Source organism: Streptomyces sp. NPDC045022, from assembly GCF_056432605.1.
The window spans coordinates 53,771-66,800 of the sequence record NZ_JBWKIR010000022.1 but is presented as its reverse complement, the minus strand read 5'-3'; the positions used below and the strand labels follow the sequence as shown (position 1 = coordinate 66,800).

The 13,030-nt window shown below is 72.5% G+C and carries 11 protein-coding genes; 5 read left to right on the top strand and 6 right to left on the bottom strand.

The window, feature by feature from the left end; all coding sequences use genetic code 11:
* Positions 1–308: 308 nt before the first annotated feature.
* The gene (locus tag AC07C1_RS30725) at positions 309–2,225 is read right to left on the bottom strand and encodes an RICIN domain-containing protein (protein WP_478944250.1); all 1,917 of its coding nucleotides are present in this window, start codon (positions 2,223–2,225) and stop codon (positions 309–311) included.
* Positions 2,226–2,523: 298 nt separating this feature from the next.
* Here AC07C1_RS30725 and galU point away from each other — a divergent pair, with 298 nt between their 5' ends.
* Positions 2,524–3,483, top strand: a complete 960-nt coding sequence (gene galU / locus AC07C1_RS30720) for a UTP--glucose-1-phosphate uridylyltransferase GalU (protein WP_478944248.1) — start codon at positions 2,524–2,526, stop codon at positions 3,481–3,483.
* Positions 3,484–3,539: 56 nt separating this feature from the next.
* Here the strand turns inward: galU and AC07C1_RS30715 are convergent, their stop codons facing one another.
* Positions 3,540–4,007 carry a DUF4442 domain-containing protein gene (locus AC07C1_RS30715; protein WP_478944247.1) on the bottom strand — a complete coding sequence of 156 codons (468 nt, stop codon included), beginning with the start codon at positions 4,005–4,007 and terminating at the stop codon, positions 3,540–3,542.
* Positions 4,008–4,128: 121 nt separating this feature from the next.
* On the opposite strand from AC07C1_RS30715, the gene AC07C1_RS30710 reads away from it, so the two are divergent.
* The gene (locus AC07C1_RS30710) at positions 4,129–5,163 is read left to right on the top strand and encodes a DUF8017 domain-containing protein (protein ID WP_478944245.1); all 1,035 of its coding nucleotides are present in this window, start codon (positions 4,129–4,131) and stop codon (positions 5,161–5,163) included.
* A 54-nt stretch (positions 5,164–5,217) separates the two neighbouring features.
* Here AC07C1_RS30710 and AC07C1_RS30705 read toward each other — a convergent pair whose 3' ends face one another.
* Positions 5,218–5,544: a hypothetical protein gene (locus AC07C1_RS30705; protein ID WP_478944243.1), complete on the bottom strand. Its 327-nt coding sequence runs from the start codon at positions 5,542–5,544 to the stop codon at positions 5,218–5,220.
* Between the two features lie 182 nt (positions 5,545–5,726).
* On the opposite strand from AC07C1_RS30705, the gene AC07C1_RS30700 reads away from it, so the two are divergent.
* Entirely contained in the window at positions 5,727–7,022 is a 1,296-nt protein-coding gene (locus AC07C1_RS30700; protein WP_478944241.1) for an MFS transporter, read from the top strand.
* Here the strand turns inward: AC07C1_RS30700 and AC07C1_RS30695 are convergent.
* From AC07C1_RS30695 to AC07C1_RS30685, 3 genes are all read right to left on the bottom strand, one after another.
* Positions 6,984–7,829 (bottom strand): spermidine synthase, encoded by an 846-nt coding sequence (locus AC07C1_RS30695; protein ID WP_478944239.1) that lies wholly within the window; start codon positions 7,827–7,829, stop codon positions 6,984–6,986. The two genes, AC07C1_RS30700 and AC07C1_RS30695, sit on opposite strands and share 39 nt — an antisense overlap.
* Positions 7,830–7,873: 44 nt before the next feature.
* Entirely contained in the window at positions 7,874–9,046 is a 1,173-nt protein-coding gene (gene tuf, locus AC07C1_RS30690) for an elongation factor Tu (protein ID WP_478944237.1), read from the bottom strand.
* A 266-nt stretch (positions 9,047–9,312) separates the two neighbouring features.
* A complete protein-coding gene (locus tag AC07C1_RS30685) occupies positions 9,313–10,035 on the bottom strand; it encodes a DNA alkylation repair protein (RefSeq protein ID WP_478944235.1) in 723 nt (240 codons plus the stop codon).
* A gap of 245 nt (positions 10,036–10,280) precedes the next feature.
* Between AC07C1_RS30685 and AC07C1_RS30680 the strand changes: the two genes are divergently transcribed.
* Positions 10,281–11,432: a glutathione-independent formaldehyde dehydrogenase gene (locus tag AC07C1_RS30680; RefSeq protein ID WP_478944358.1), complete on the top strand. Its 1,152-nt coding sequence runs from the start codon at positions 10,281–10,283 to the stop codon at positions 11,430–11,432.
* Positions 11,433–11,569: 137 nt separating this feature from the next.
* Positions 11,570–12,343: a TVP38/TMEM64 family protein gene (locus tag AC07C1_RS30675; RefSeq protein ID WP_478944233.1), complete on the top strand. Its 774-nt coding sequence runs from the start codon at positions 11,570–11,572 to the stop codon at positions 12,341–12,343.
* Positions 12,344–13,030 lie beyond the last annotated feature (687 nt).

Sequence of the window (13,030 nt, the reverse complement as noted above, 5' to 3'; positions counted from 1 at the left end):
TGCGGTGGCATCGATTCGGCCAGCGCGCAGAATTCCCCGCAAGGGACTGGAAATCCGAGCAATTGCCTTCGCCGGTCCGGGCGTACGAGTGTCCCGGCCTACGGGCCGCACCGCCACCGAGCCCGCCGACGCGTGCGACCCCGTTCGCCGCGGACCGGGCCGCCGCTCACCCCGTCGCCCGTACCCAGGCGCGGGTCACGCGAGGTTCACCGGGGCCGGAAGTGAGAGGGGCCACCCGGCACGGGAGCACGGGTGACCCCTTCTCTTCCTGACTGTCCGCTTCTCTTCCTGACTGTCCGCCTCGCGCGTCAGCCGACCAGCGACCCCACGGCCGCCGGCACGGAGGCGACCGTGGCAGTCACCGGTGCGGTGTCGTTGACCGGTGAGGTGAGCGCGTCGGTGACCGGCGCGACGAGGCCACCGGCCGCGTCCACCACGTCCACCACGTCCACCACGTCGCCGGGTGCCGCGGATCCGCCCTGCCGCTGGTCGGCGTCGGCGCGTACCTGGGCGATGCGAGGGGTCTCGTCGTACTCCCCGGGGCTCTCGCCGTCGCCCGGGGGCGTCCCGCGTGAGGTGTCGTCCGGTCTGCTCCCTTCGGGTGCTTGCCCGCCGTCCCCCGTCGAGGGGGCCGGCTCCCCGCCGTCCGGCGCCTCTGGCGAAGCCGGTCCCGCGCCGGAACGCGGCAGCCCGTCCGCGTCCGGCTCCAGCACCCACCGCTGCTGCGCCGAGCCGTCCCGGGCAGCGATCCCCGCACGGGTGGCCGAGCCACCGGAACCCGGGGTCAGGGCAAGGCCCTGGTGCCAGCGGAGCAGAATCTCGCCCCGCACCGTGAAGTCGTACGACACCTCTCCCGCGTGTACGACACAGCCGTCCACCACGACCCTCCTCGCGCCGGGGTCGGCGGCGAGGCAGAGAGAGGGGTCGGCGGCGCTGCGCAGCAGTCCGTCGTCCTGGTACGACCACTGTTGCGAGGTGGCCGACGAGCAGTCCGCGAGCCGGACGCCCGCGCCCGCCGCGACCTTGTGCCCGCGCACGTCCAGGCAGAGCCCGGAGGCGAGGCCGCGCAGCCGGCCATGGGCGACCTCGGCGGAGGTGCCGACCGAGGCGGCGGAGGGCGAGGCGGCGGGCCGCGCGCCGGTGCCGCTCGGGCGGGTGGCGTGTCGAGGGGCGTGTCCGGCGGGGGCGCCCCAGGTGGCGCCGCGCCAGGGGACACCGTTGTCATCGGACCGGTTCCCGGCCACGAGGACGGTGGTGAGCAGCGCGAGCGAGGTCAGTCCGACGCCGACGGCCAGCGCCGTGCGGTGGCCGCTCACCGCCCCGGTGCGGTGCCGGCCGCCCGCCGCCGGAGGTGCCGTCTCCGCCGTCGCGGGGAGCGGCCGGTGCGCGACGGCGCCGCGGCCGGGGCGTGCGTCGAGATAGCGGCGGGCGCCCCAGCCGAGCACGGCCTCGGCGAGCAGCAGTTCCAGAGCGCCGTCGAATCGGGCGAGGTGTTCGGCGGCGTGCCGGCAGTGCCGGCACGCCGTCAGGTGCCGGCGCACGTCCGGCAGCAGGGCGCCGCCACGGCGCAGGGGGACGTCGAGGAGCCGGTTGTGGAAGCGGCATTCCCTGGAGGGCGCGAGTTCCCGGTGGGCGCGTACGCAACCCGCGCGGAATTGCTCCCGAGCCTGCTCCAGGGCGGCCGTCGCGGTGGCCACGCCGACCCCCAGCAGACCAGCGGGTATGTTTATGGGTTCCGCTTCGACCTCGGTGTGCCAGAGAAGGCATTGCGAGGCGCCGGGAAGGGCCCGGAATGCGCGTTCGGCGAGCTGTCGCCTTTCCGGTGTTCCGGGCTTTGTCGCGCTGAGCCCGCGACCGCCGGCGGTTTTGCGCAATTCCGGCAGGGTGGCGCAGGTCGCCTCGTCCGCCGCCCAGGCGCGGACGGTGTCGCGGACGGCGACCAGCAACTGCGGACGCAGGGCGCCGCCGACCGCTCCGCCGGCCACGCGGCCGAGGACCTGGTGGAAGGCGGCGGTGGCCACCAGTTGGGCCGTGGGCCCGGTGGAGGCCAGGCAGACCACCGCGTAGTCGTGGGCGGCGCGCCAGTGCCGGGCCAGCAGCAGGGCGACGGCGTGATGGTGGGCGGCGTGGGGGCCGCCGAGCCGGGCGAGGAGATCGCGGTCGGACTCCCCGGTCGAACCGGGCAGCGGCGGGTACGGCGGGCGTGGGGGGTAAGGGGACTGCACGGAGCCTTTCCTTTCCAGCCGCAGGACGGCATGCGAAACCGCGTCCTGTCGGAAAGCAGTGCCTGATGGGTGCGTACCTAAAGGGCCGGCCTTGGCGTCCCGCGCCCGCCTTTGCCCTCCCGCGGGGAGGCTCACCTTCGCACACGCGCCTCACAGGAAACAAGAAGTTCGAATGACTCGGCATCAAACTCTGTTGACGGCGCAAAGGTTACCGACGGTATCCCCTGGATCCCCACACACAGCCGGTTCCCATGTTTCTCTGGGTGCGCTCTCATTCGCGTCCCCCAGCATGGGCGGCATGATCGCCCCGCGCCGCACAGCGACTCCCGCCACCCCCCGTACCGTACGCAAAGCGGTCGTGCCGGCCGCCGGTCTCGGCACCCGGTTCCTGCCCGCGACCAAGGCAACGCCGAAGGAAATGCTGCCGGTCGTCGACAAGCCGGCCATTCAGTACGTCGTCGAGGAGGCCGCCGCGGCCGGTCTGGAGGACATCCTGATGGTCACCGGCCGGCACAAGCGGGCCATCGAGGACCACTTCGACCATGCCTTCGAGCTGGAACAGGCTCTGGCGGCCAAGGGTGACACCGTGCGGCTGGACGCCGTCCGCGATCCGGCACGACTCGCCGACATCCACCACATCCGTCAGGGCGACCCCCTCGGCCTCGGCCATGCCGTGCTCTGCGCCCGGCACCACGTCGGGAACCAGCCCTTCGCGGTCCTGCTCGGTGACGATCTGATCGATCCGCGCGAGACCCTGCTGCGCCGCATGCTGGAGGTCCGCGAGCGGTACGAGGGCAGCGTGGTCGCGCTGATGGATGTCGACCCGGCGCAGATCCACCTCTACGGCTGCGCGGCACTGGAGCCGGCGGGCGAGGAGGACGTCGTCCGCGTGACCGGCCTGGTGGAGAAGCCGGCGCCCGGGACCGCACCGAGCCGGTACGCGGTCATCGGCCGCTACGTCCTCGACCCGGCCGTCTTCGACGTCCTGGACCGCACTCCGGCGGGCCGCGGCGGCGAGATCCAGCTGACCGACGCCCTGCAGGACCTCGCGGCGGCCGGCACCGTCCACGGGGTGGTCTTCAAGGGCCTGCGCTACGACACCGGTGACAAGGGCGACTACCTGCGCACGGTGGTCCGCCTGGCGTGCGCCCGCCCGGATCTGGGGCCCGAATTCATCGGCTGGCTCAAGGAGTTCGTGACCGGACTGCAGGGCAGCGGCAGCGGCAGCGGCACCCACGAACCGCACCGGGCCGCGTGACACGGCTCGAAGAGTGAGAGAGGGGCCCGCGCGGGCCCCCTCCCCGAACACCCGGGTCAGTCCTGGTTGCTGGGACGCAGCGTCCAGACGACGGTCATCTCACCGGTCACCGCTCCGTCCGCGCGCCGGATCTCGATCGACACGGGGAACTCGGGGCGCCGGCCCGAGTCCAGCTCGGCGACGACCTCGGCCGCCGGACGGCCCAGGGTCGCGGTCGCGGTGACGGCGCCCATCGCCAGCTTCTTGTAGGCGATCTCGGCACGCACGGCGAGCGGCACCGCGCGCGAGAGCTGGTCACCGAAGGCGGCCAGCACGATGGCGCCGCTGGCCGACTCCCCGAGAGTGAACATCGCACCGGCGTGCGGCCCGCCCACGTGGTTGTGGTACGCGCCCTGGTCCGGCAGGGAGACCACGGCCTGGTCCGGCGTGGTCTCCACGAACTCGAGGTTCAGCGTCCGGGCCATGGGCACGGTGGCGGCGAGCATCTCGCCGATCGACATCTGGTCTGCGCTCATGGACGACATGTTACTCACGAGTAGCCGGGGCTGACCAGGGCCTGCGCCGACGGTCCTCCCGGACTTCGCCACGACCCCGACGAGGGCCGGTTACCGGACCGTGTCCGCCGCCACACTAGGGTTACTGGCCATGTGGCCAGATCAGCAGCCGCCAGGGGGCGCGCAGAACCCGCAGCACAACCCGTACCAGCAACCGGGGTACCAGCAGCCGAATCCGTACCAGCAACCCGGACCTCAGCAGTACCCGCAGGCGGACCAGGTCGGACAGCAACCGCCGGCCGGCCCGTACGGGCAGCAGCCGCAGTGGGGGCAGCCCCCCACCGCACCCGTGCCCGAGCCCCCGCAGGGCGGCGGCGGCCGTACGAAGCCGATCGCGGTGATCGCGGCCGCGGCGGTCGTGGTCACCGCCGCCGTCACCGGCGTCCTGGTGCTCGGCGGCTCGAAGGACGACGAGGCGGAGGGCGGCAAGGACGGCCGGCGGACGAGCCAGTCGCCCACGGCGGAGCCGACGCCCACCCCGACCTCCTCGGCCACGCAGGACGATCCGCGCGGCAACACCGCGGAGAAGCCGACCATCGCCGGCTGGAAGGTCGTGGTGAACCCCAAGTGGGGCGTCGCCTTCGACGTGCCGGCGGACTGGGAGGTCAGGTCCCCCGGCGTCGGGATCGGCTTCGAGTTCGAGAACGAGAAGGAGAAGGGAATCACCATGTCGGGCGCCGCGGAGTTCAAGCCCGAGTGGTGCACCTCCGACGACGACAAGGAGGGCCGCACCGAGGACACCCCGCTGGCGGTGGTGGGCACCAAGGGTGCGGCCGGCGCCAAGAACACGGACGAGATCGCGGTCAACACACCGGCCTGGTGGGTTTACGGCGGCTACACCAGGCCCGACAAGAAGAGCATCTCGTACGACAGGAAGGCCGCCTCGTTCACCACCACTTCGGGCATCAAGGGCAGCATCAGCTGGGCCCGGTCGACCGGCACGCCGCGGAAGGGCAAGTGCGTGACCGACGGCAAGGCGCTCACGTTCGGCTTCAAGAACGGCGCCCACGACTTCGTGTCGTTCAACTTCTACGGAGCCAAGGGCGTGAAGGGCGAGGTCCCGGAGGCGACCGTTCTCAAGGTCCTCAGCACGGTCCGGCTGCACGGTATGCCGACGAGTGAATAAGCTCACAGGCCTTCCGGCCCGCCACGATCGGGCGGGCCGGAACCCCGCGAAGCCTCAGCCCCTCAGATAGTTACGGAAGACCCAGCGGCCGTTGAGCGACTCTTCGGGGTCGTGACACTGGCCGATGCACTCCCAGGTGCCGCTGCTGTTGTCGCACTGAAGCTCGGCGTGCACCTTGTTGTCCTTGTACACGTAGCCGGTCACCCTGCCACCCGGGGACGGCGTGGCGTGAACGGGCACCTTCTCGTTGTTCACGATGTAGGTGTGGCCGACGGGGTGACAGGAGAACGCGGCGGCCGAGGCGGGCGCCGCGGCCACGGCGGGAAGGGCCGCGCCGATGAGCGCGGCCGTGCCGAATACGGCTGCAACATGCTTTCGCATGACGGTCCTTTCCTTGGAACCAAGAAGTTCCGGGGGGGTGATAAATCGTCATGAACATGACTTGATCATCTTAAAAGGCATCGGTGTCGGAGTCAAAGAAGCGGTCAAATGAGGCCACTTGAGCGTGTCGCGCGGCCGACAACCCGATTGAACCGGGCGCTTGGGCGGGCGATAGTCGGCCGGTGAACACAGCCGCCACCGCACGCTTCCCCCGCAGACCCTCCTGGGCCGGCCGCAACTACTCCCTGCTCACCGCGGCCGCCGTCGTGACCGGCCTCGGCGCCAACGGCTCGCTCATCGCGGCCGCGTTCGCCGTGCTGGAGACCGGCGGCGACGGCGGTGACGTGGGACTGGTGGCCGCCGCCCGCACCCTTCCGCTGGTGGTGTTCCTGCTCATCGGCGGCGCGATCGCGGACCGGCTGCCCCGGCACCGGGTGATGGTCGCCGCCAACGCCCTCAACTGCCTCTCCCAGGCGGCCTTCGCCGCCCTCGTGCTCGCCGGTGAGCCCCAACTGTGGCAGATGATGCTGCTCACCGCGCTCGGCGGCACCGGGCAGGCGTTCTTCGGCCCGGCGGCCGAGGGCATGCTGATGTCCTCCGTCGGAGACGAGCAGGCGGGCCGGGCGTTCGCCGTCTTCCGCATGGCCACCCAGGGCGCGGCCCTCGGCGGCGCGGCGCTCGGCGGCGCCCTGGTCGCGGCGATCGGCCCCGGCTGGGTGCTCGCGGTCGACGCGGCGGCCTTCGCCCTCGCCGGAGCCCTGCGCTCCTTCCTCGACGTCAGCCACATCCCGCCGCGCGCCCCGGGCCAGGGCATGCTGGCCGATCTGCGCGAGGGCTGGCGGGAGTTCATCGGCCGGCCCTGGCTGTGGGGCATCGTCGTGCAGTTCTCGGTCGCCAACGCGGTGGTCGTCACGGCCGACGCGGTCTACGGCCCGCTGGTCGCCCGCGACAGCCTGGGCGGTGCGGGGCCATGGGGCCTGGCGCTGGCCGCGTTCGGCGCGGGCACGGTGGCCGGTGCCCTGCTGATGACCCGCTGGAAACCCCGCCGGCTGCTGCTCGCGGGAACGCTGTGCGTCTTCCCGCTGGCCCTGCCCTCCGCCGCGCTGGCCGTACCGGTGCCGGTGGGCGTGCTGTACGTGGTGATGTTCGCCGCCGGTACGACGGTGGAGGTGTTCGGTGTCTCCTGGATGACCGCGCTGCACCAGGAGATCCCCGAGGACAAGCTCTCCCGCGTCTCGGCGTACGACTGGTTCGGCTCGGTCTCCCTCATGCCCCTCGCCACGGCCCTGGCCGGTCCCGCCGAGACCGCCTTCGGCCGCACGGCCGCCCTGTGGGGCTGCGCCGCCCTCGTCGTGCTGGTCACCGCCCTGGTGCTGCTGGTCCCGGACGTCCGCGGGCTGACCCGCCGCACCCGGCCGGTCGCCGCCCAGCCGTCGGCGTCAGCCGATGCCGAACGCCCCGTCGGGGGGCTCGGGTGACGGCACGGCAGCGGCATCCTCGACCGGCCGGGCCGACCCGATGAACTCCCGCAGGGCCGCGCCGTGTTCGACCCGGGCCGGAAAGGCGTCCGCCGCGGCCCGGCGGGCCAGCACGGCGATGCCGAGGGGCCGGTGCGCGGCGACGAGCACCGCGTTGCCGAACCGCCGGCCGCGCAGCACCCCAGGCTCGGCGATCAGCGCGAGTTCCTCGAACACGGCCGCGAACGTGGCCAGTTGGGACCGCAGAAAGCCGAACGGCGCCGCGTCCGCGAGGTTGGCCAGATAGACCCCGTCCGGCCGCAGCACCCGCTCGGCCTCCCGCGCGTAGGCGAGCGTGGTCAGGTGCGCCGGCACCCGGGACCCGCCGAACACATCGGCGATCAGTACGTCGGCGTGGTCGTCCGCGGCCGTCTCCAGCCAGGCCCGGGCATCGTCGGCGTGCAGCGCGACACCCGAGCCGGCCGGCAGCGGCAGGTACTCGGCGACCAGCTCCAGCAGCCCCCGGTCCGCCTCGACGACGTCCTGCCGCGAACCGGACCGGGTGGCCGCCACATACCGGGGCAGTGTCAGCGCGCCCCCGCCGAGATGCACCACGTCCAGCGCCCGCCCGGCCTCGGCCACGACGTCCAGGACATGCCCGAGGCGCCGCGCGTACTCGAACTCCAGATACGCGGGATCGTCCAGATCGACGTACGACTGCGGCGCCCCGTCGACCGTGAGCAGCCAGGCCCGCTCCCGGTCGACATCGGGCATCAGCTTGGCGGTGCCGTGGTCGGTGACCCGGCTGACGGGTATCGCTTCGTTCACCTGTCCATTGTGCGGTGCCTGTTCCCGCCCAGGGCGCGGGCCAGTCAGCCGACAGAGGTGACCGTCCCGGCGCCCACGGTCCTCCCACCCTCACGGATGGCGAACCCGAGCCCCGGCTCCAACGGCACCTCCCGCCCCAGCCACACGCTCATCTCGACCGTCTCCCCGGGCCGGGCGACCGCCGTCTCGCCCAGGTCGACGTCACCGACCACGTCCGCCGTACGGATGTAGAACTGCGGCCGGTACCCGGTGGCGACCGGTGTCGTACGACCGCCCTCCCGAGCCGACAGCACGTACACCCGCGCGGAGAACCGCCGAGCGGGAACCACACTCCCGGGCGCCGCCACGACATGCCCCCGCCGCACCGCGTCCCGCGGCACACCTCGCAGCAGCACGGCCACGTTGTCCCCGGCCTGCGCCTCCCGCATCGGCTTGCCGAAGGTCTCGAGCCCGGTGATGACGGTCTCCACACCGGCACCGAGCACCGACACCCGGTCGCCCGGACGGAGCGTCCCCCGCTCCACGGCACCCGTGACGACGGTGCCCCGCCCGGTGATGGTGAGCACGTTCTCCACCGGCAGCAGGAACGGGGCCTCCAGATACCGTTCGGGCATCGGCACGTACGTGTCCACGGCGTCGAGCAGCGCCTCGATGGACGCCGTCCAGCGCGGGTCGCCCGCCAGGGCCTTCAGCCCGGAGACGCGCACGACAGGCACGGCGTCGCCCGGGTAGCCCTGCGCGGTGAGCAGGTCGCGGACCTCCAGCTCGACCAGGTCGATGAGTTCCTCGTCCCCCGCGCCGTCGGCCTTGTTCAGCGCGACGACGATGTGGTCGACGCCCACCTGCCGGGCGAGCAGCACATGCTCGGCGGTCTGCGGCATGATGCCGTCGAGCGCGGAGACGACGAGGATCGCCCCGTCGAGCTGCGCGGCACCGGTGACCATGTTCTTGACGTAGTCGGCGTGGCCCGGCATGTCGACGTGGGCGTAGTGCCGGGTGTCGGTCTCGTACTCGACGTGCGCGATGTTGATGGTGATGCCGCGGGCGGCCTCCTCCGGGGCGCGGTCGATGCGGTCGAAGGGGACGAAGGTGCCGGTGCCGCGCTCGGCGAGCACTTTGGTGATGGCGGCGGTCAGGGTGGTCTTGCCATGGTCGACGTGACCCATGGTGCCGATGTTCAGGTGCGGCTTGCTGCGCACGTAGGCCGTTTTGGACATGGCGGTGCCTCGGAGCCTCTCCGGTCGTACGGGAACGCTGGAACGCGGGACCCCGGGAACTGGCCGACCCTCCCCCTGCGGGGTCCGCCGGACGATCCGGAGAGGGTCAGCTTCGGGCGCCGTCGACAGCGGCCACGAGGATCGGGACGGCAGCCTTCGGGGCGTCCGCGACGGCGGACGCTGCGAGACGGAAGGCGTACCGGAACATGGCGTCGATCATCGCCGACGGTTTGTCCGGCGTCGAATGGTTTTCCGGCCGGGCCGGTTCAGCCGCCGGTGTTCCTCAGTGCCTCCCGCACGGTCAGCGGGGCGAACCGGCCCCTCTCCCGCGCCAGGAAGGCCCGTACGGCGTCGGGGTCGGTCTTGGCGTACTCGCGCAGGGCCCAGCCGATCGCCTTGCGGACGAAGAAGCCCGGGTGCCCGGACTGCACCAGGCAGTAGGCGAAGAGCCGGTCGGCGTCGGTGCGCTCCTTGTAGGTCAGCTGGTGGAGCAGGGCCGTGCGTGCCACCCACAGGTCGCCGTCGCTGATCCAGGCGTCCATGTCGGCGGTCAGCTTCGGGTCGGCGGCGACCAGGGTGCCCACGACGTGCGCGGCGAGCAGGTCGACGGTGTCCCACCAGGGGACGGTGGTGGCGAGGTGCCGGGCCACCGGGAGGAGGGCCGAGGAGCAGCGGCCCGCGTGCCGGCGCAGACAGTCGACGGCGAAGTAGTGGTACTCGCGCTCGGGCAGCTCCCAGCAGCGCAGGGCGATGGCGGTGCAGTCGGCCTCGTCGGGACGCGGGGTGCCGGCGAGCACGGTGCGTGACAGGGCGCGGCGGGCCGGAGTGGGGATGCCGAGGAAGGGGGCGACGTCCTTCATGTAGGCCCGCATCGCGGCGGCCCGCCCAGGGTCCGCGGCGGCTCCGTACCCGGCCGTCAGCCGTTCCAGCACGGTGTCGGCGAGAGCGCTGCGCGGCACGTCCGGCGGGGCAGCGCCTGTGACGGTCATGACACGAACCCTACTGTCGACACGGAGGCCCGTCCGCGAGCCCGGCGTGGTTGCCGCAGCGAGCGCGTCGCCCCTCCCGGCCGGGGGTTGCAACCCCTTCCGTACGGGCGTTACCTGGAAGTACCGGCGGTGAAGCGGGCGCACGGGGCCACGGCACAGAGGCGAGGGCCCGCGCCTTGCGCGTCCCCTCGGCAGCGTTCCCTCCTCGCCGCCGTCATCCAACGCTGGACGCGGAGGTGACCGAGGTGAAAGCCGTCGTCTACGAAGAGCCCTTCAGTGTGGTGGTGAAAGACGTCCAGGATCCCCAGATCCAGCATCCCAACGATGTGCTCGTACGGGTCACGTCGACCGCGATATGCGGCTCGGACCTGCACATGTACGAAGGCCGCACAGCGGCCGAGTCGGGCATCGTCTTCGGACACGAGAATCTCGGCGTCATCGAGGAGGTCGGCAGCGGCGTGACGTCCCTGTCGGAGGGGGACCGCGTGGTGATGCCCTTCAACGTCGCCTGCGGATTCTGCAAGAACTGTCTCGCCGGAAAGACCGGGTTCTGCCTGACGGTCAACCCGGGATTCGCCGGCGGAGCCTACGGCTACGTGGCCATGGGCCCGTTCATCGGCGGCCAGGCGGAGTTGCTGCGGGTGCCGTTCGCCGACTTCAACTGCCTGAAGCTGCCCCCGGGCGAGGAGTTCGAGACCGATTTCGTGCTGCTCGCCGACATCTTCCCGACCGGCTACCACGGTTGTGAACTCGCCCAGGTGTCCCCCGGCGAGAGCGTGGCCGTCTACGGCGCCGGACCGGTGGGCCTGATGGCCGCCTACTCCGCGCTGCTGCGCGGTGCCGCGAAGGTCTTCTCCGTGGACCGCGTGCCCGAGCGGCTGGCCAAGGCGGAGGAGATAGGAGCCATCCCCATCGACTTCACCAAGGGTGACCCGGCAGCGCAGATCAAGGAACAGACCGGAGGTGAAGGAACCGACAAGGGCGTGGACGCCGTCGGCTACCAGGCCCAGGCACACGACGCCAGCCACGAGGAACCCGCCATCGTCCTCAACGAGCTGGTCGAGACGGTACGCCCGACCGGCATGCTCGGCATACCGGGTCTGTATGTGCCCTCGGACCCCGGCGGTCCCGACGAGCACGCCAAGCACGGCCAGCTGCTGGTCTCCATCGGCAGGATGTTCGAAAAGGGCCAGCAGATGGGCACCGGTCAGTGCAACGTCAAGCGGTACAACCGCCAGCTGCGCGACATGATCATCGCCGGGCGCGCCCAGCCCAGCTTCGTGGTCTCCCACGAGTTGCCGCTGGACCAGGCACCGCAGGCGTACGAGAAGTTCGACAAGCGGATCGAGGGCTATACCAAGGTAGTTCTGCATCCCGGTCACGCGCTCGCCGCGTGAGGTACGGGTCCGGGTGCCAAGGAGGCGCCCGGGCCCCTCTCCGCTCACCGACGACCGATGGATGCCACGGCCGTGGTGTGACGGTGATGCGACACACTTGACGGCGATCACACACGTTCGTCGGTTAGTGTCACCGGATGTTCGATGCCACCAACCGCTCTGGGGGCACCGCCACGGCCTCTCCCCGGGCCGCCGCCACGGAGTTCGTCGTTCCCGTAAGCCCCCTGCGCCGCGCAGGAGCGGTCGCCCGCTGCACGCGCGTGCTGCTGTCCCCCTATGTCCGGCTGTCGCTGCTGTTCGCCCTGCTCGCGGGCGGCGCCACGGGTGTGCTGCTGCTGGAGCCACAGCGGCTGCTGACGCAGGGGTGGCCGCCACAGCTCGGCGGGGCCGCGGCGGCCGTCGTGTTCGCGGTGGCGTACGGGCTGTGCACCGTGGCGTTCGTACCGCGCCCCCTGCTGAACCTCGCGGCGGGCGCGCTGTTCGGCTCGCAGCTCGGTCTGGCGACGGCGCTGGTGGGCACGGTCCTCGGGGCCGGGGTGGCCTTCGGGCTGGGCCGCCTCCTCGGGCAGGACGCGCTGCGCCCGCTGCTGCGGGGCCGCTGGCTGAAGGCGGCCGACGGGCAGCTCAGCCGGCACGGGTTCCGGTCCATGCTGGCCGCCCGGCTCTTTCCCGGTGTGCCGTTCTGGGCGGCGAACTACTGCGCGGCCGTCTCCCGTATGGGCTGGCTGCCGTTCCTGCTGGCCACGGCCCTCGGCTCGATCCCGAACACGGCCGCCTACGCGGTCGCCGGCGCCCGTGCCTCCTCACCGACGTCCCCGGCCTTCCTGATCGCGATGGCCTGCATCGCCGCACCGGCGCTCGTGGGCACGGTGGTGGCCTGGCGCAAACGCCACCACCTGCGCGCACACTAATCCCGCAGCCCTCCCGACACCGCGCCCCCCTTCTCCCCCCGCCGTCCCCGAAAACCCCCCACGCGCCCCACCACCCGGCCACCGCCAACCTTGCGCCCGACCGTCACGCCCGGCCATGACCAACCCGCACCCACCACCGAGGCCCGCTGACCGGGACACGACCGCTACGCAGCCCGGCCACCGCCAACTCGCAGTCCGGCCACCACCAACCCGCTGCCCCCACCCCTTGCGCCCGGCAACCACGCCCGCCAGGCGGAGCACGGCCGCCCGCTGCCCGGCCCCCGCGCAACCCGGCCACCGCCACCCCCGCCGCCTGGTCACCCAGGCCCCCCCCCGAGCGGGACACGACCGCTACGCAGTCCGGCCACCACCAGCCCACCGCCCCGCACCTTGCGCCACGCGGCCCGGCAACCACGCACCTTCAGCGGAGCACGGCCGCCCAACTGCCCGGCCACCGTCAACCCGCCGTCATGCCCCCGGGCCTCGTAGCCCGGCCACCCGCGCCCGCCGAGCGGCACACCACCGTTACGCCGCCCGGCCACCACCAACCCGCTGCCCCACCCCCTGCCGCCCCGCAGCCCGGCCACCCACGCCCGCTGGACCGGACGCGACCACCCAGCCGCCCGGCCACCGCCGACCCGCTGCCCGGCCAAGCCCGTGCCCGGACAGGCCCGTGCCCGGACAGGC